Origin of the sequence: Tannerella serpentiformis, from assembly GCF_003033925.1 — a bacterium.
GTDB lineage: Bacteria > Bacteroidota > Bacteroidia > Bacteroidales > Tannerellaceae > Tannerella > Tannerella serpentiformis.
In genome coordinates this window covers 2,031,192-2,047,837 of sequence record NZ_CP028365.1, presented here as the reverse complement: position 1 = coordinate 2,047,837, position 16,646 = coordinate 2,031,192, and the positions used below count along the sequence as shown (strand labels likewise).

Below are 16,646 nucleotides of genomic sequence, written 5' to 3'. Positions count from 1 at the left end.
CCCTCTAACTACTTTCAACAATGACCCAACAAACCACGGCGCCGGGCATGGCGTCGACCCTCAAATCTCTCGACACGGAGGAGTGCATCGACATCTGGTTTTACCGCCCCATCGGCTACCGCTGGGCGCTGCTCTTCCACCGGTTAGGCGTCTCGCCCAACGCGATCACGATCATGGCCATCTTCATCGGCATTGCCGCCGGCGTATGCTTCTATTACACCAGCCTCATGGTGAACGTGGTCGGCATGCTGCTGCTCGTCTGGGCCAACTCCTACGACAGCGCCGACGGGCAGTTGGCGCGCATGACGGGCCAGAAGTCGCCCCTCGGGCGCGTGCTGGACGGATTCTGTGGCGACGTCTGGTTCTTCACCATCTACGTAGCCATCTGCCTGCGACTCATGCCCGAGTGGGGGCTGTGGATCTGGCTACTGGCCATCGTCACGGGCAGCTACCACAGCAAGCAGGCCGCCATGGCCGACTATTACCGCAACATCCACCTGCTCTTCCTCAAGGGGCGTGCGGGCAGCGAGCTGTCGCACTCGCAGGCCGTCGCAGAGAGCTACCGCCGGATGACGTGGCGCGGCGACTTCGTCTACAAGCTCTTCGAGATGTTCTACCTCCGCTACACCCGCGGCCAGGAGCGCTCCACGCCGCGCTTTCAGGAGATGATGGACGTCATCCGCCACGACTATGCCGACGAGGCACCCGAGTGGTTCCGCACGGCCTTCCGCACCCGGAGCCTGCCGCTGATGAAGTACACCAATATGCTCTCATTCAACACGCGCGTCATCGCCCTCTTCGTCTCGCTACTCATCGACGCGCCCTGGCTCTACTTCGCATTCGAGCTGACTGTGCTCAACGCGATGCTTATTTATATGGTACGGACGCACGAGCGCTTCTGCGCCCAGTTCACCGTGCAACTGAAGGAGGCTGTGAGATGAAAATGAATCACATCGCGGCGCTCCTCTTCGACTACGGGGGCACGATCGACAGCAACGGGCTGCATTGGTCGGAGGTCATTTGGCAGGCCTATGAGGCGGAGGATGTGCCGGTCACGAAGGAGGACTTTCGCGCGGCCTACGTGCACGCCGAGCGGACCATGGCGCAGCTGCCACTCGTACGGCCCGAGCACACGTTCGCGGACATGATGCGGATCAAGATCGACCTGCAGGTGGACTGGCTGCAAGAGCAGTCCGCGCTGCCCGATTTCCGTGCCACACGCGACGTGAGGCGTCGTCTGGCAGGGCGTTGCTATGCCTCGGCCGAGCGGTGCGTCACGGCTGCACGCCCCCTCATCGCAGCCTTGGCCGAGCGGTATCCGCTGGCGCTCGTGTCGAACTTCTACGGCAACATCGGCGCCGTGCTGCACGACTTCCGGCTGGATCGCTACTTCCCGCACGTCATCGAGTCGGCCGTGGTGGGCGTCCGCAAGCCCGACCCCGCCATCTTCCGCCTCGGCCTCGACGCCTTAGGCATCAGCGACGCCTCGAGCGCGGTCGTCATCGGCGACTCGTACGACAAGGACATCCTGCCCGCCGCCTCGCTCGGTTGCCGTACCGTCTGGCTGAAGAACATCGGCTGGAAACCCTACACCGGCACCGAGCAGGCCGACGCGGTGATCACCGACTTCAAGGAACTGGAGGGACTGCTATGATCTATCTGCACGAACGAGAGGAGTGGTGGCGCTTCCGCTACGACACGGAGGCCACGGAGATGCCCTTGCGCCACGTACACGACCGGCAGGCGCAGCTTTCGGCCTTGGCGGGGGCGATGTGGCGCGATATGCAGGACGACCTGACGCTCTCCTCCCTCTCCGACGAGCTCGTGCACTCCTCCGCCATCGAGGGCGAACGGTTAGACCTGACCGAGGTGCGCTCCTCCATCGCCCGACGGTTAGGCATCGATACAGCCGGGCTCATCCCTTCTTCACGCTACGTGGACGGGGTCGTGGAAATGCTCCTCGACGCCACGCAACACTACGACGCCCCCCTTACCCGCGAGCGCCTCTTCGGTTGGCACGCCGCCCTCTTCCCCACCGGATACAGTGGGCCGTATCGGATCGAAGTGGCGCGTTATCGCACGGGCCAGATGCAGGTCGTGTCCGGCCCAATGGGGCGTGAGCGCGTGCATTACATGGCTCCCGCCCCGGACCGATTGCCCACCGAGATGGCGCGTTTCCTGGCCTGGATCAATGCCTCCAATGAGCGTGAAGACGGCGTGCTCAAGGCGGCCATCGCCCACCTTTGGTTCGTCTCCATCCACCCCTTCGACGACGGCAACGGACGCATCGCCCGCGCCATCACCGACCTGCTCCTGTCGCGCGCTGAAGGCCATGCGCGGCGCTTCTACAGCATGTCGTCCAGCATCATGCAGCACCGAAGGGACTACTACGACGCGCTCGAACGCACCCAGCACGGCGACGGCGAGATTACCGATTGGCTCCAGTGGTTCCTCACCTGCCTAAGCGAAACGATCGAGGCCGTATTGGAGCGGATCTCCACGGCCTTCCATAAGCATCACTTCTTCCATGCGCATCGAACTATGGCGATGAACGAGCGACAACGCCTGCTCATCAGCCGACTGTTTGACGGTCTCGAAGGCAAGCTCACCGTCGCCAAATGGGCCAAGCTGGCCAAGTGTTCCCGCACCGAGGCAGAGGCCGACATCGCAGATCTGGTATCAATAGGCATCCTCCGCGAGGATCGATCCACGCGCCACATCAGCTACAGCCTCGAGACTGAGGCCTTGTAGGCCCTCCTCATCGGACATACCCTCAGGCAGACCGCCGTTTGCATCGCCCCAAGAGTTAGGCGGTGTGAACGGCGGCTCTGTTTTTGACCGCGCAGCTAAGAATGGTGAAAAACAGACCGCCTTTTTCACCGCGCACCCAAGAACTGTGAAAAACAGACCGCCTTTTTCACCGCGCACCCAAGAACTGTGAAAAACAGACCGCCTTTTTCACCGCGCAGTCCGGAACGGTGAAAAACAGACCGCCTTTTTGACCGCGCAGCCCGGAACGGTGAAAAACAGACCGCCTTTTTCGCCGCGCAGCCCGGAAGGGTAAAAAACAGACCGCCTTTTTCGCCGCGCAGCCCGGAAGGGTAAAAAACAGGCCGCCTTTTTCGCCGCGCAGCCTGGAACGGTGAAAAACAGACCGCCTTTTTCACCGCGCACCCAAGAACTGTGAAAAACAGGCCGCCTTTTTCGCCGCGCAGCCCGGAACGGTGAAAAACAGACCGCCTTTTTCACCGCGCAGTCCGGAACAATGCAAAACGTGGCGTCTTTTTGACCTCGACGGGGTGTTGGCCTATAAAAGGCGGCCTGTTTGGGGGGCCGACGGGGTGTTGGCCTGCAAAAGGCGGCCTGTTTTGAGGGCCGACGGGGTGTTGGACTGCAAAAGGCGGCCCGTTTTGGGGGTCGACGGGGTGTTGGCCTGCAAAAGGCGGCGCGTTTTGGGCACCGACGGGGTGTTGGACTATAAAAGGCGGCCTGTTTGGGGGGTCGACGGGGTGTTGGACTGCAAAAGGCGGCGCCTTTGGGGCACCGACGGGGTGTTGGACTATAAAAGGCGGCCCGTTTGGGAGGCCGACGGGGTGTTGGCCTGCAAAAGGCGGCCCGTTTTGAGGGTCGACGGGGTGTTGGCCTACAAAAGGCGGCCCGTTTGGGAGGCCGACGGGGTGTGGAAAGAGGAAAATGAGGCGTGCTCCAAGGGTAAAATGGGGGAAGAATCGGCTTTATACCACGGTTGTGGGATGGAAAATACCACACGCGTGGGATTGTGCAGGGGTTGAGGTGCCCACACCTTTGCACCGTCAAAAAAACGAGATAGAAACAACGATTGAGAACCCCCAAAAGAATAGGAGTAACAGAAACAATGAAGGCAAGATTTACACTCAAGCAACTGCTGGTGGCGACGCTGCTGATCGCAGCCTCCACGTCGCTGCGCGCATCGGATACACCGAGCGAAGTGATCACCGTAAGCACAGCCAAGGCTTGCAGCGGGCTGGTAGAGACTTGGATTAAGAAATATACGGAGCAACACCCGGAGGTGCAGATCCGCGTGGTGAATGATGGCAAGGGCGAGGCCGACCTGACGCTAACGCAAGCCTCGACCGAGGCCGACAAAGAGGCCGAAGGAAACGTGGCCTACGTGGGGCGCTACGCCCTGCTGCCGGTCACGACGACGGGCAACCCGCTCTATGAGCAAATCAATCGCCGCCGATTCGACAAGAAGGAACTGAAGCGCCTATTCTTCCAAAACGATGTCGTGCAAGAGGTGGAAGAGGGCAAGAAGAAGGACGCCCTGCGTGACGGCCTGACGGTCTATTCGACGATGGGTCGCACATCGGGTGCGCAGGCCTTTGCCTCGCACTTCGGATACCGCCCGTCGCAGATCCGTGGCAAACGCATCGCCGGCGACGACATCCATCTGTTGACGGCCATCGGAAAGGATCGCACGGGCATCACGTTCAACACGACGGCTTACCTCTTCGACCTGCAAAGCCGCAAGTTGAAGCCGGAGCTCTCTGTCCTGCCGCTGAACCTGAAGAAGGATCAGGAGCAGATCCTGCGCAGTGGCAATCTGGACGAGACGTTGCGGTTGCTGGAGGACGCAGAGATCGACCTGATCCCGCTGCAAATGATCGGCTTTGTCTATCGCGACAAGGCGCCCGTCAGGGACTTCCTGCAGTGGGTAGTCAGCGAGGGACAGCAATACAACCATGCGTCGGGCTTCCTGACCATCGACAAGAAAACGGAGCAGAAGGAGCAGAAGCGCCTCTCGAGGCTGCTGAGCGACCGATAAAACGATGAGGAGGACAAAGCATGAAGGTGAAAACTACGCATTACATCATCGCCCTGCTGCTACTCATCGTGGGTCAGGCAGGGGCACAAACTAAGCTGGAGGGACGCGTGCTGGACTCTCAGACGGACGAGCCGATCATTGGGGCCACCGTCGCCGTTGTGGACGAGCATTCGGGAGTCTTGACGGATTTGGATGGGAATTTCTCCGTCACAGTGCGCAACCTTCCAGCCGTTATCAAGGTCAGCTTCGTGGGCTACAGAGAGCTGCAAGTGGACGTCTACGACGCCTCGGAGCCGATCGTCATCCCGCTCAATGAGGCGGTGGACGTGTTGCAGGAGGTGGTCGTGGTGGGCTACAGCACGCAGAAGCGTCGCGAGCTGACCAGCGCCATCTCGACCGTGAACAAGGACCTACTCAAGCAGTCGCCCACCACGGTGGAGAACGCCCTGGCCGGAGCCGTGGCGGGTCTGAACGTCACCACCACGTCGGGTCAACCGGGCGCCTCGAGCAACATCCGCATCCGCGGAGGCAATTCCATCACGGGCAGCAATGAGCCGCTCTATGTGATCGACGGTTTCATCGTCTACAACGATCCCGAGGCCACTCGCACGGGTGCTTCGGGTGCGGATGCCTCGCTCGATCCGCTGTCCTTCCTCAATCCCTCGGACATCGAGAGCATCGAGGTGCTGAAGGACGTCAGCGCCACAGCCATCTATGGCACACGCGGCGCCAACGGTGTGATCATGATCACCACCAAGAAGGGCACCAAGGGGCGCAACAACCTCAGATATGCCGGTACGGCCGGATGGAGCACCGCCGCCCGCCGACTGGAGTTCCTCAACGCCGAACAGTTCACAGCCCTCTACAACGAGATCAACCCCAAAGCGCCCCTACCCTCACCCACGCACAGCTACGACTGGCAGGACGAGGCCCTTCGCACGGCCTTCACCCAGGAGCATCAGCTGAGCGCCGCCGGTGGCGACGAGCACTCGCGCTACGCCATCTCGGGCAGTTACAAGGGGCAAGAGGGCATCATCGTCAACACGGGCCTGAAGCGCTATGCGGGGCGCATCAACTATGAGCGCACCATGTGGCCCAACTTCGTGATCGGTGTCAATGCCTCGGGCGCTTATAGCGCGCTGAATGGGTTGCGCAACGTGGATCGCGGCACAGCGGGGCAGGCCGCTAAGTGGGCCTCAAACACCTGGATGGCCGTGATCACCTCGGCCCCTACGCACCCGATCTACGACGCCGCGGGCCATTTCAACTATGCCCCCAGCCCCATCAGTCAAGACCTCTACACCCGCAACGGGGAGCAAGTGGTGGGTAACCCCATCTCGGACCTATACAACGCCAAGACCCGTATCGCCAACTCCCGCCTCATCGCCTCGGCCTTTGCCGAATGGGAGCCGGTGAAGCACCTCAAGCTGAAGGTGCAAGCCGGAGCCGACCTCTCCAACACCCGCGAGAGCAACTATTCGCCCTCCTACACCACCACCGGGCTGGAGTATAAGGGCGTGGCCTCGGTCGGATCTACGCTGGCCAACGTTTGGCAGGCGGAGTTCACGGCCAACTACGACCGCGAGTTCAACCGTCTGCATCACGTGGCGCTCCTGGCCGGATACACCGCCCAGCGTACGGATCGCAGTGGTTATGCCACCACCGTCCGCAACTTCGCCAACGATGTGACGGGGTACAACAACCTCGCGGCTGGCTCCGACCTTTTCTCCGCCACCAGTCGTGCCTATATCAGCACACTGCGCTCATGGCTCGGTCGCGCCAACTACTCCTACGACGGTCGCTACAACCTCTCCCTCACCCTGCGTGCCGACGGCTCCAGCCGCTTCGCAGAGAACAACAAATGGGGGCTCTTCCCCTCCGCAGGCTTGTCGTGGAATGTGGGTCGGGAGAAGTTCATCCGCCTCGGCCGCGCTGTGGATCATTTGCAGGTGCGCCTCTCGGCCGGTGTGGTAGGCAATCAAGAGATTGGCGATTATCAGTTCGTGGCCAACGTAGCGCCGACCCCTACGCCGGGCTACTCTGGCGGGCGCGAAGTGTTGGCCTATTACATACAGAGCAAGGCTAACCCCGACCTGAAGTGGGAGCGTACGGCCAGCTATAACGTGGGCCTGAGCACGGGCTTCTTTCGCAACCGACTCACGGTGGTGCTGGACGCCTACTACAAGCGCACGTCCGACCTGCTGCTGATGGTGCCCGTGGAGCAAGTCTCGGGCTTTGAGACCTCGCTGCGCAACGTCGGCTCGGTGACTAACCGCGGCGTGGAGCTGGCTATCGGTGGCACACTCATCAGCAACAAGCAGGTGCGCTGGACTGCCGACTTCAACATCGCTCACAACCGCAACGAGGTGACCAGCCTCGGGTCGGCCTCGTCCATCGTCCCCAACTTCAGCGGCGCCACGCTGGGCTATATCTCGCCCGTGATCGTCAAGGTGGGCGAGCCGTTGGGCACGCTCTACGGATACAAGTTCAAGGGCCTCGTGCAGAAAGAGACGGACGTCTCCGCCCTGCCCCGCCAGTCCATCAGCCCCCTGCGCCCGGGCAACCCGATCTATGAGGATGTAAACGGCGACAATGTGGTGAACACGGCCGATCAGACCGTGCTCGGCAACTCGCAGCCACTCTTTACTTACGGCTTCAACACCACTCTCACGTGGGGACGTGTGGACCTTTTCCTCGCCTTGGCAGGCAGCTACGGCAACAAGCTCTTCAACGGCTTGGCTACGCGTCTGACAAAGGGATCGACGTACTATAACTCCCTGGCCATCGTGGCCGACCGCTGGACGGAGACGAACCCTTCGGACCGCATACAGCGCGCCAGCGACGACCTGACGATCGTCTCTGACAGTCGCTACGTGGAGGACGCCAGCTACCTGCGCCTCAAGAACGTGCAGGTGGGCTACACCCTCCCCCTCCGACAGGTAACGAAAGATGCGCAGATCCGCCTCTTCCTCTCGCTCCAGAACTTCGTCACCCTGACCCGCTATTCGGGTTATGACCCCGAGGCTTCGCGCAACGGCATGGATGAGCACAGCGCACTCTATCAAGGCGTCGACATGGGCACTTATCCCACAGCCAAGACCGTGCAGGTGGGGCTACAGCTGACTTTATAAGCCCCCCGCCGCCATTCATTCACTCAAAAAGTCGCTCGGGGGGCCCTGCTGGCTCCCAGCGACACCAAAAAGTCGCTTGACGAGGCCGCTGGCACGCAGCGGCGCCAAAAAGTCGCTTGACGGGGCCGCTGGCACGCAGCGGCGTCAAAAAGTCGCTTGACGGCTCCGCTGGCACGCAGCGGCGTCAAAAAGTCGCTTGACGGCTCCGCTGGCACGCAGCGGCGTCAAAAAGTTGCTTGACGGGGCCGCTGGCACGCAGCGACGCCAAAAAGTCGCTTGACGAGGCCGCTGGCACGCAGCGGCGCCAAAAAGTCGCTTGACGGGGCCGCTGGCACGCAGCGACGCCAAAAAGTCGCTTGACGGAGCCGCTGGCACGCAGCGGCGCCAAAAAGTCGCTTGACGGGCCCGCTGGCACGCAGCGGCGTCAAAAAGTTGCTTGACGGGCCCGCTGGCATGCAGCGGCGTCAAAAAGTCGCTTGACGAGGCCGCTCTCGCGCCAAAGTGAGCCAGAAAGTCGCTTGAACGCGAGAATGACATCCCCCAAACGGACGATAACTACCACTCCAAACTATTTCTCACCCCTCCCTATGAAGATGAATAAGAAGACTACCCTATACCTGCTCGCAGCCGCGCTGTCGGCTCCGCTGCTGAGCGCCTGCACCGATCTGGATCAGACGCCGCTCAGCTCGATTGAAAAGAACGACTTCTATCAGACCGAGGCCGACCTGCAAGCCGCCCTCTACGGCGTCTATCAGATCCTCTCGGACAACGATCTGGCCGGCGAGATGTACGGCATCTACAACACCGAGATGATCTTCTTCAACGATCTGCAAAGCGAATATGCCCGCCGCGGCACCGCCAACAGCCCGGACATCGCCGAGATCGGCAACTTCGCCATCACGCCTACCAACACCTTCGTCGTCTCCACCTGGTTGGTGCACTACACGGGCATCAATCGCGCCAACGTACTCATCGATAAAGCCGAGGCCAACACGGCCATCTCGGATCGTGTCCGCGCCGCCATCGTGGGGCAGGCCAAGTTCCTCCGGGCGCTGTATTACTTCGACTTGGTGCGCTATTACGGCGACGTGCCGCTCGTGCTTCACGACGGCGAGGGGGAGGGCCAGCCCCGCACAGCAACAGACAAAGTCTATGAGCAGATCGTGGCCGACCTGAAGGCCGCCGAGGGCATCCCCGCAGGCTATTCGTCGCTGCCGAGCGTAGCGTCAGCAGGTGCCGCAACGGCCTTGCTGGCTAAGGTGCACCTGGTCTGGGCGCAGAGCGATACGGAGTATTCCCAGGCTCACCAGCGGGAGCTCTTCGGTCAGGCCGTAGCGTATGCCTCGAAGGTGGAGGGGAAATACAAGCTGCTGGATCGCTATTGCGACAACTGGTCGGTGGATAAGAAGCTGGGCAACGCCGAACTGATCTTCACCGTGGAGCATAAGTTCGGCATCAACCGCAACGTCATCGGTCGCTGTGTGCTCTCCACCGGCTTCACGAACGATAAGCAGCCCGTCATCGCCGCGCTCGACAACTCGCTCTACGACCTTTTCGACGCCAACGATCAGCGCCGCGAGGCCTCCGTCACCAAGCGCCTCTACGACCCCTTCACCGGCCACTGGTTCGACTTCGACCGCATCCGCTTCCGCAAATACATCGACACGATAGAGATGGCCAAGTATTCCGCCCCCTACATCTCGGGGCAGAACACCAGCTCCTCCGTCCTGCGCTATGCCGAGGTACTGCTCATCAAGGCCGAGGCCGAGAACGAGCTGAACGGCCCCACCGAGACGGCTTATAAGGCCATCAACGAGGTGCGTCGGCGTGCCTTCTACGACTCTTACGCCCAGATCCAGCGCGCACCCGCCGACGGATCGAAAACGGAGCTTGCGGGCCTCAGCCAAGAAGCCTTCCGACAGGCCGTACGCACGGAGCAGCTCAAGGAATTCATCATGGAGGGTACGCGCTGGTTCGACCTCAAGCGCTGGCATATCCTCGTCAAGACGATCCGAGAGAAGGTGCCGGCCACGGACCTCAAGCACCAGAACATCTCGCCCAAGCATTACTTCCTGCCCATCCCCTCCGAGCAGATCGCCCTCAATCCCGCCCTGAAGCAGAACTGGGGCTACGACGGACAGACCTCCGGCGATCCCTACACGGCCAAAGGCTGGGAATAGTCCCCCTCTTCTTTACTCACCCTTATACTCGACAAGACAATGAGCAAGACAACTACCCACCTCCTCCGGGCGGCCCTCCTTGCGGCCGCCGCCACCGCCCTCTTGGCCCTACGCGCCGGGGCACAGACCCCCACGGACTACAACAAGCGCGAGCTGATGCTCCAGACGCTCGATCAAAGCAGGCCGAACGACTACGTTCCCGTCTTCTTCAACATCCACTTCAAGGAGCACGAAGGCCTCGACGCCGTCCGGGCCCACGTGGACTGGTTCCGCCGCACCCATGTGGACTTCGTGAACGTCAAATACGAATACTTCCCCCCCTCGCATGCCGTCCGTACGCCGGCCGACTGGAAGCGCATCCGGCCCTTCAGCCCCGAGGTGTGGGAAGAACAGCTGCTCGTCATCCGCGAGCTGAAGCGCGAGCTGGGCAGCGAGGCGCTGATCATCCCCACCGTCTTCTCTCCGCTGCGCGTGCTGATCCAGGCGGCCGGTGTCCCCCTCTCGAGCGATAAGGCGGGGCGCGCGGCTATGGTCGAGCTGATCCGCCGCGATCCCGAGGCCATCCGTCCGGCTCTGGAGGCCGTCACCCAGAGCCTTGTGCACTACATCCGCGAGGCCCGACGCGCCGGAGCCGATGGCTTCTACATCTCCAGCCAAGGCGACGATCTGGAGGAGTTCGCAGGCGACATCTTCCGTCGCATTCTCAAGCCCTACGACCGCCAATTGGCCGACGTAGCCGCTGAGGTGGCCCCTTTCAACATCCTCCACATCTGCGAATCGGGCGGCCATATCACCCCCGCCACCTTCGACGATTACCTCGACTATCCCGGCAGCATCATCAATCCCCCGATGCACAACTTCAAGGACAGCACCCTCACCCTTCGGCAGATCTCGGAGCGTTTCCGTCGCCCCGTCCTCGGCGGCATGCAGCGTTGGGGCGCCCTGTACAAAGGCACGCTGGAGGAGGCCAAGGCCGAAGTGGACGCCATCCTGCGTGAGGCGCCCGCCAACTTCATCTTCGGCGCCGACGACTCCCTGCCCAACGATTCCGACCCCGAGAAGGTGCGCCGCCTCGTGGACTACATCCACACCTGGCGACTGACCCACAAGGCGTCCGCGGCCCAATAATTTCCCCTCAACATGTCTAACCATTCACCCCTCAGAAGCCATCATTCAATGAAAAAAATCCTATCCAACTCCATCGTCATACTCCTCATCGCCGTCGTTGTGGGCCTCTTCACGGGGCGCCTCGTCGGGGAGGAGGGCATCCGCACCATCCTTTCCATCAAGCAAATCACGGGGCAGATCATCTTCTTCCTCGTCCCCCTGATCGTCATCGGTTTCGTGGCTCCTTCTATCACGGCCCTGCGCCAAGGTGCCACACGACTGATCTTCTTCGCCTTCCTCTTGGCCTACGTCTCGTCCGTTGGCGCCGCCACGTTTGCCGCGCTGGTGGGTTATCAGACCATCCCGCTGCTGAACATACGGCCGGCTGAAGAAGGTCTGCGCCAGCTGCCTGAACTCATCTTCCGTGTCGACATACCACCCGTGATGAGCGTCATGTCGGCCCTGCTACTGGCCGTCTTCCTTGGCTTTGGCGCCCTTCGCACCAGCGCAGTGGACGTCACACGCCTACTGCTGCAGTTCCGCGACATTGTCCTCCTGCTCGTTCGCCGTGTGCTCATGCCCGTGCTGCCCGTCTATATCGCGGCCAACTTCGCGGCCCTATCTTACGAGGGCGACGTGGCCCGCCTCGGCATCTTCCTGCCCGTCCTGGCCATCGTCATCGTCTGCCATTACCTCTGGCTCGCCCTGCTCTACGGCACCGCCTCGGCCTACTCCCGGAAGAACGGCTGGAACGTCCTCCGCTATTACGGCCCGGCTTACCTCACGGCCTGGGGCACCATGTCGTCCGCAGCCACCCTCGGCGTCTCGCTCGACTGCATCCGCCGCAGCCCCATCCTCAGCCGTAAGGTGACCGACTTCTCCATTCCGCTCTTTGCCAACATCCACCTCTGCGGTTCGGTCTTTACGGAGACGTTTCTCGTCTGCGTCGTCTCGCAGCTGCTCTACGGCCACCTGCCAGACCCCGCCACGCTGACGCTCTTCATCGTCCTCCTGGGCATCTTCGCCGTAGGTGCGCCCGGCGTACCGGGTGGCACGGTGCTCGCCTCGCTCGGCATCGTCACCTCCGTGCTCGGTTTCGGCGACTCAGGCACGGCGCTCCTCATCGCCATCTTCGCCCTGCAAGACGGCTTCGGCACGGCCTGCAACATCACCGGCGACGGCGCCCTCTCGCTCATCACCGACACCTATGCCAAGCGCCACGTCCCCGACCTCGAGGCCGAGGCCCTGTAAGCCCATCGGCCGATCGGATATACCTCAAGTCGTCCGCCGTTTGCATCGCCCCAAGAGTTAGGCGGTGTGAACGGCGGCCCCGTTTTTGACCGCGCACCCAAGAACTGTGAAAAACAGGCCACCTTTTTCGCCGCGCACCCAAGAACTGTGAAAAACGGGCCGCCATTTTCACCGCGCAGCCCGGAACGGTGAAAAACAGACCGCCTTTTTCACCGCGCACCCCGGAACGATGAAAAACAGGCCGCCTTTTTCGCCGCGCAGTCCGGAACGGTGAAAAACAGACCGCCTTTTTCGCCGCGCAGCCCGGAACGGTGAAAAACAGGCCGCCTTTTTCGCCGCGCAGCCCGGAACAATGCAAAACGTGGCGCCTTTTTGACCTCGACGGGGTGTTGGCCTGCAAAAGGCGGCGCGTTTGGGGGGTCGACGGGGTGTTGGCCTACAAAAGGTGGCCCGTTTTGGGGGCCGACGGGGTGTTGGCCTATAAAAGGCGGCCCGTTTTGGGCACCGACAGGGTGTAGGCCTGCAAAAGGCGGCGCGTTTTGGGGGCCGACGGGGTGTAGGCCTGCAAAAGGCGGCGCGTTTTGGGGGCCGACGGGATGTTGGCCTGCAAAAGGCGGCCTGTTTTGGGCACCGACGGGGTGTTGGCCTGCAAAAGGCGGCCCGTTTTGGGGGCCGACGGGGTGTTGGCCTATGAAAGGCGGTCTGTTTTGGGGGCCGACGGGGCGTTGGACTATAAAAGGCGGCGCCTTTTTGACCCCGACGGGGTGTTGGACTGCAAAAGGCGGCCCGTTTTGGGGGCCGACGGGGTGTTGGACTACTTTTGTCGCCTATAAACGACAGATACAATGCATACAATCAGTTCAACGGAATTACGCGACAACAAGACGAGGTCCGTAGATCGCACAAAGCAGGAAGTGGCCCTCGTCCGCAGTAGGCACCATGAATCTTTCGTCGCTCCGAGTGAGGATCGACTTCCGGAAGACTTCGATCGTGCCCTCTCAATGGATGAAGCCATCACGCGGATAGAAGCAGGCATGAGACGGATCATTGGAATATAGGCCCCTATTGACTTCTCCTCTCAGCAGACTATACAAGGGTGCACGCGCATACGCTCCTATAATCCTCCCCCGCCCGCCCTCTCTGATTCGGCCTACTTTTGTCGCCTATAAAGAACAAAACAGCAAGACTTATGAACAATCAGGATCGCTTCTTAGGGCTTATTGAAGACAGCATCAAGGCCCACTGGGATTTTCCCGCACTCACCGACCATCAGGGTGTAACCTACTACTACAAAGACATGGCCGCCGAAATGGCCCGCCTACACCTCCTGCTCGAACATGCCGGCGTACGTAAGGGCGATCGCGTAGCCCTCATCGGACGCAACTCCTCGCGCTGGGTCATCGCCTTCTTCGGCATCCTTACCTATGGTGCCGTGGCTACGCCCATCCTCCACGACTTCCATCCCGAGAATGTGCATCACATCGTCTGCCACTCCGAGTCGAAAGTCCTGCTGGCCGCCTCCGCCAGCTGGGAGAAGCTCTCGGCCGACGCCATGCCCGACCTCACGGCCGCCCTCCTCTTGGAGGACTGGAGCGTGGTCCTCAGTCGCCACCCGGGCATTGACCGCCTCCGCGAACGCCTCGAAACGGACTTCGCCGAACGTTACTCTCCCCTCTTCACGGCCGACAGCCTGCATGTGCACATCGAACAGCCTGACGAGATGGCCATCCTTAACTACACCTCCGGCACCACGGGATACTCCAAAGGCGTCATGCTGCCCTACCGCAGCCTCTGGAGCAACACGCGCTTCGCGGCCGACCATCTGAGCTTCATCAAGGCCGGCGATCACTTCGTCTGCATGCTCCCCATGGCCCACATGTATGGCCTGGCCTTCGAGATTATGAATGGCATCAACAAGGGTTGCCACATCCACTTCCTGCCGCGCGTGCCCAACCCCAAGGTGGTCATTGACACCTTTACCGCCGTCCGCCCGCGACTCATCATCGCCGTGCCCCTGATCATCGAAAAGATCGTCCGCACACGCATCTTCCCTGAGATCAACAAACCCACGACACGCCTCCTGCGCAGCCTGCCCGGCATCGGTCGCCTCATCGATCGACGCATCTGCAAGGCCCTCAGCGCAGCCTTCGGTAGCGACTTCTCCGAGATTGTCATCGGTGGCGCGGCTATCAATAAGGAGGTCGAACAGTTCCTGCATCGCATCGGCTTCCGCTATACCGTAGGCTACGGCATGACCGAGTGCGGTCCGCTCATCTCTTACGAATACTGGAAGACGTACCGCACCGGCTCTGTCGGCCGCGCGGTCGACCGCATGGAGGTGCGTATCGACTCACCCGATCCGGAGAACACCGCCGGCGAGATTCAGGTGCGCAGCATGAACGTCATGCTCGGTTACTACAAGAATCCGGACGCTACGGCCGCCGCCATGACGCCCGACGGATGGCTTAAGACGGGCGACTTGGGCGTGATCGACCGTGACGGATTCATCTTCATTCGCGGCCGCAGCAAGACAATGATCCTTAGCTCCAACGGTCAGAACATCTACCCCGAGGAGATCGAAAGCATCCTCGGCACCTTGCCCTACGTCACCGAGTCGCTCATCGTGCAACGCCCCGAGGGGCTCGTCGCCCTCATCATTCCCGACCGCGACCGCGCCGAGAAGGACGGCCTCGACGCCGCTGCTCTTCAGGCCACCATGACCGACAACCTGCGTCAGCTCAATAGTCGCATCCCCAAGTACTGCAACGTCTCCGCCGTCGAGCTCCGCGATGAGCCCTTCGAGAAGACGCCCAAGCAGAGCATCAAGCGATACCTGTACAAGTAAGGAAAGGGTGTACATCCCCCCTTCCCATTTTTGAAGGAGGGAGGACTTGAAGATCGCTCTCGGCCGGAAGATCTGAAAGGAGTACAGGTTTTCCGGTCTATCTTTGCCCCGTCTAATTAAAAATCAAGAAGGAAATGAGAAAGTACAGATGTACCGTATGCGACTACATTTATGATCCCGAGGTAGGCGATCCGGACGGCGGAATCGACCCGGGAACGGCGTTTGAAGAGATCCCCGACGATTGGGTTTGCCCCCTCTGTGGTGTCGGTAAGGAAGATTTCGAACCGGTATAATGCCCCCCGCCGCCCAGCCTCTGGCATGGCGACGGAACTATTCTGAATGCAATGTGCGAGATCGGCCGTTACTCCCCCGGGAGCGGTTGATCTCGCTTTTTTATTCCCCCCTTTCACGAGAGTCACACGAACACCCCATCTAATGACACCGAACCGATCTATCTCTCCCATCCTCCTGCTCCTCTGCGGATGGCTGGCAGCCGCGGCGCAGGGGCACGCGCAAACGTCGCCCGTTGTGATCGATACAACGCTCCTTACCTGCGAATACAAAACCCTCTATTATTTGGATACGACGCAGCTAGAAAATGGCACGCTGACGGGAGGCCGCTTTGTCCTTCAAATCGGGCGGAAGGCCTCCAAATACTACGAACTGATGACCGATCGCTACGAACGAATACGCACCGACGCTAAGACTTGGGCCAACTACATGAGCCAAATGGAGGCCGAAATAGAGCGGGGTGCCTTAAGTGGCGACTATTCGGGGATGCCGCTGCTGAGCCGAGTGGACGCGCTGGTCATTTATACCGGGTATCCGGCTAACCGCCGCACGGTGCAGGACGCCGTCTTTCTTGATTATTACGTCTACGAGGATGATGCCGAGCCGCAGCAATGGACGCTCTTGACGGACTCCGTGAGGCAGATCCTCGGATACACCTGCCGAAAGGCCGTCTGCAGCTATCGCGGGCGTAACTATGAGGCGTGGTACGCCCCCGAGATTCCAGTCAGCGCCGGGCCGTGGAAGTTGGCCGGACTGCCGGGGTTGATCATGAGTGCGCGCGACGCAAGCGGACATTACACCTTCGACCTGTCCAGACTGGACTTTGTGCGTGAGCCGATCGAATACATCACGTACGACGAACGGCAATATGTGCGCACCGATCGGATGACCTTTCTCCGTACGCAGGCCAAAAGCGCGCAGATTGGCTTAGCGCGCTATATACAAGCCAACGCACCGGGCGGAACGATGGCCGGGGCATCCGGTGAGACGGCGCGCTATGACCTGCTCGAGCGGGACTATAAGAAGTAGGAGGCGAC

At 61.0% G+C, this 16,646-nt stretch carries 12 protein-coding genes; all 12 read left to right on the top strand.

Going from position 1 to position 16,646, the window contains the following annotated elements:
- Window positions 1–20 precede the first annotated feature (20 nt).
- The gene (locus C7123_RS08585; RefSeq protein WP_069174753.1) at window positions 21–941 is read left to right on the top strand and encodes a CDP-alcohol phosphatidyltransferase family protein; all 921 of its coding nucleotides are present in this window, start codon (window positions 21–23) and stop codon (window positions 939–941) included.
- Complete coding sequence (locus C7123_RS08580; RefSeq protein ID WP_069174752.1) at window positions 938–1,654, top strand: HAD family hydrolase; 717 nt, start codon at window positions 938–940, stop codon at window positions 1,652–1,654. Before C7123_RS08585 ends, C7123_RS08580 begins: the two co-directional genes overlap by 4 nt.
- Complete coding sequence (locus C7123_RS08575; RefSeq protein ID WP_069174751.1) at window positions 1,651–2,751, top strand: Fic family protein; 1,101 nt, start codon at window positions 1,651–1,653, stop codon at window positions 2,749–2,751. The genes C7123_RS08580 and C7123_RS08575 overlap by 4 nt, the downstream gene beginning before the upstream one ends.
- Before the next feature lie 1,123 nt (window positions 2,752–3,874).
- Entirely contained in the window at window positions 3,875–4,804 is a 930-nt protein-coding gene (locus C7123_RS08565; RefSeq protein WP_069174749.1) for a hypothetical protein, read from the top strand.
- A gap of 20 nt (window positions 4,805–4,824) precedes the next feature.
- Window positions 4,825–7,935 (top strand): SusC/RagA family TonB-linked outer membrane protein, encoded by a 3,111-nt coding sequence (locus C7123_RS08560; RefSeq protein ID WP_069174748.1) that lies wholly within the window; start codon window positions 4,825–4,827, stop codon window positions 7,933–7,935.
- 593 nt (window positions 7,936–8,528) lie between these two features.
- Window positions 8,529–10,115: a RagB/SusD family nutrient uptake outer membrane protein gene (locus C7123_RS08555; RefSeq protein WP_159049880.1), complete on the top strand. Its 1,587-nt coding sequence runs from the start codon at window positions 8,529–8,531 to the stop codon at window positions 10,113–10,115.
- 39 nt (window positions 10,116–10,154) lie between these two features.
- On the top strand, window positions 10,155–11,243 hold the full coding sequence (locus C7123_RS08550; RefSeq protein ID WP_037985170.1) for a uroporphyrinogen decarboxylase family protein: 1,089 nt from the start codon (window positions 10,155–10,157) through the stop codon (window positions 11,241–11,243).
- A gap of 48 nt (window positions 11,244–11,291) precedes the next feature.
- Window positions 11,292–12,473 carry a cation:dicarboxylate symporter family transporter gene (locus tag C7123_RS08545; protein ID WP_069174746.1) on the top strand — a complete coding sequence of 394 codons (1,182 nt, stop codon included), beginning with the start codon at window positions 11,292–11,294 and terminating at the stop codon, window positions 12,471–12,473.
- Between the two features lie 845 nt (window positions 12,474–13,318).
- Complete coding sequence (locus C7123_RS08540) at window positions 13,319–13,531, top strand: hypothetical protein (RefSeq protein WP_069174744.1); 213 nt, start codon at window positions 13,319–13,321, stop codon at window positions 13,529–13,531.
- A gap of 131 nt (window positions 13,532–13,662) precedes the next feature.
- Window positions 13,663–15,318 (top strand): AMP-binding protein, encoded by a 1,656-nt coding sequence (locus tag C7123_RS08535; protein WP_069174743.1) that lies wholly within the window; start codon window positions 13,663–13,665, stop codon window positions 15,316–15,318.
- Between the two features lie 134 nt (window positions 15,319–15,452).
- Complete coding sequence (rd, locus tag C7123_RS08530) at window positions 15,453–15,611, top strand: rubredoxin (RefSeq protein ID WP_083206787.1); 159 nt, start codon at window positions 15,453–15,455, stop codon at window positions 15,609–15,611.
- Window positions 15,612–15,753: 142 nt separating this feature from the next.
- Window positions 15,754–16,638 carry a GLPGLI family protein gene (locus C7123_RS08525; protein ID WP_069174741.1) on the top strand — a complete coding sequence of 295 codons (885 nt, stop codon included), beginning with the start codon at window positions 15,754–15,756 and terminating at the stop codon, window positions 16,636–16,638.
- The last annotated feature ends 8 nt before the right edge of the window (window positions 16,639–16,646 follow it).

Bases quoted from the DNA above. Each gene is read 5' to 3' on its own strand.
- C7123_RS08585 (WP_069174753.1), top strand. From the start codon at position 21: ATGACCCAACAAACCACGGCGCCGGGCATGGCGTCGACCCTCAAATCT.
- C7123_RS08580 (WP_069174752.1), top strand. From the start codon at position 938: ATGAAAATGAATCACATCGCGGCGCTCCTCTTCGACTACGGGGGCACG.
- C7123_RS08575 (WP_069174751.1), top strand. From the start codon at position 1,651: ATGATCTATCTGCACGAACGAGAGGAGTGGTGGCGCTTCCGCTACGAC.
- C7123_RS08565 (WP_069174749.1), top strand. From the start codon at position 3,875: ATGAAGGCAAGATTTACACTCAAGCAACTGCTGGTGGCGACGCTGCTG.
- C7123_RS08560 (WP_069174748.1), top strand. From the start codon at position 4,825: ATGAAGGTGAAAACTACGCATTACATCATCGCCCTGCTGCTACTCATC.
- C7123_RS08555 (WP_159049880.1), top strand. From the start codon at position 8,529: ATGAATAAGAAGACTACCCTATACCTGCTCGCAGCCGCGCTGTCGGCT.
- C7123_RS08550 (WP_037985170.1), top strand. From the start codon at position 10,155: ATGAGCAAGACAACTACCCACCTCCTCCGGGCGGCCCTCCTTGCGGCC.
- C7123_RS08545 (WP_069174746.1), top strand. From the start codon at position 11,292: ATGAAAAAAATCCTATCCAACTCCATCGTCATACTCCTCATCGCCGTC.
- C7123_RS08540 (WP_069174744.1), top strand. From the start codon at position 13,319: ATGCATACAATCAGTTCAACGGAATTACGCGACAACAAGACGAGGTCC.
- C7123_RS08535 (WP_069174743.1), top strand. From the start codon at position 13,663: ATGAACAATCAGGATCGCTTCTTAGGGCTTATTGAAGACAGCATCAAG.
- rd (WP_083206787.1), top strand. From the start codon at position 15,453: ATGAGAAAGTACAGATGTACCGTATGCGACTACATTTATGATCCCGAG.
- C7123_RS08525 (WP_069174741.1), top strand. From the start codon at position 15,754: ATGACACCGAACCGATCTATCTCTCCCATCCTCCTGCTCCTCTGCGGA.